Below are 280 nucleotides of genomic sequence, written 5' to 3'. Positions count from 1 at the left end.
TTGCTGAAGCAACGTTGTCTCGCTGCGCTCGGCTCAAACCTCCTTCGGAGGTCCTCATCCTCTTTCTACAGACGAAAAAAAACCTGTCTTTTCAGACAGGTTTCTAAAATGGTCGGCGAGAGAGGATAACTCTGCTCTGCGAGCAGCGCCCTGCGGGCCGTTGCTGAAGCAACGTTGTCTCGCTGCGCTCGGCTCAAACCTCCTTCGGAGGTCCTCATCCTCTTTCTACAGACGAAAAAAAACCTGTCTTTTCAGACAGGTTTCTAAAATGGTCGGCGAG

At 51.8% G+C, this 280-nt stretch carries 2 other RNA genes; both read right to left on the bottom strand.

Going from position 1 to position 280, the window contains the following annotated elements:
- Positions 1-79, bottom strand: a non-coding RNA gene (locus AC0T7J_RS25560) — RtT sRNA; the annotation flags it as partial.
- Between the two features lie 30 nt (positions 80-109).
- Positions 110-239: non-coding RNA, RtT sRNA (locus AC0T7J_RS25555), on the bottom strand.
- Positions 240-280: the final 41 nt, after the last annotated feature.

It is taken from the genome of Pantoea sp. E956-1 (assembly GCF_982223955.1).
The sequence above is the reverse complement of the archived record's forward strand: the minus strand, read 5'-3'. Positions and strand labels throughout refer to the sequence as shown.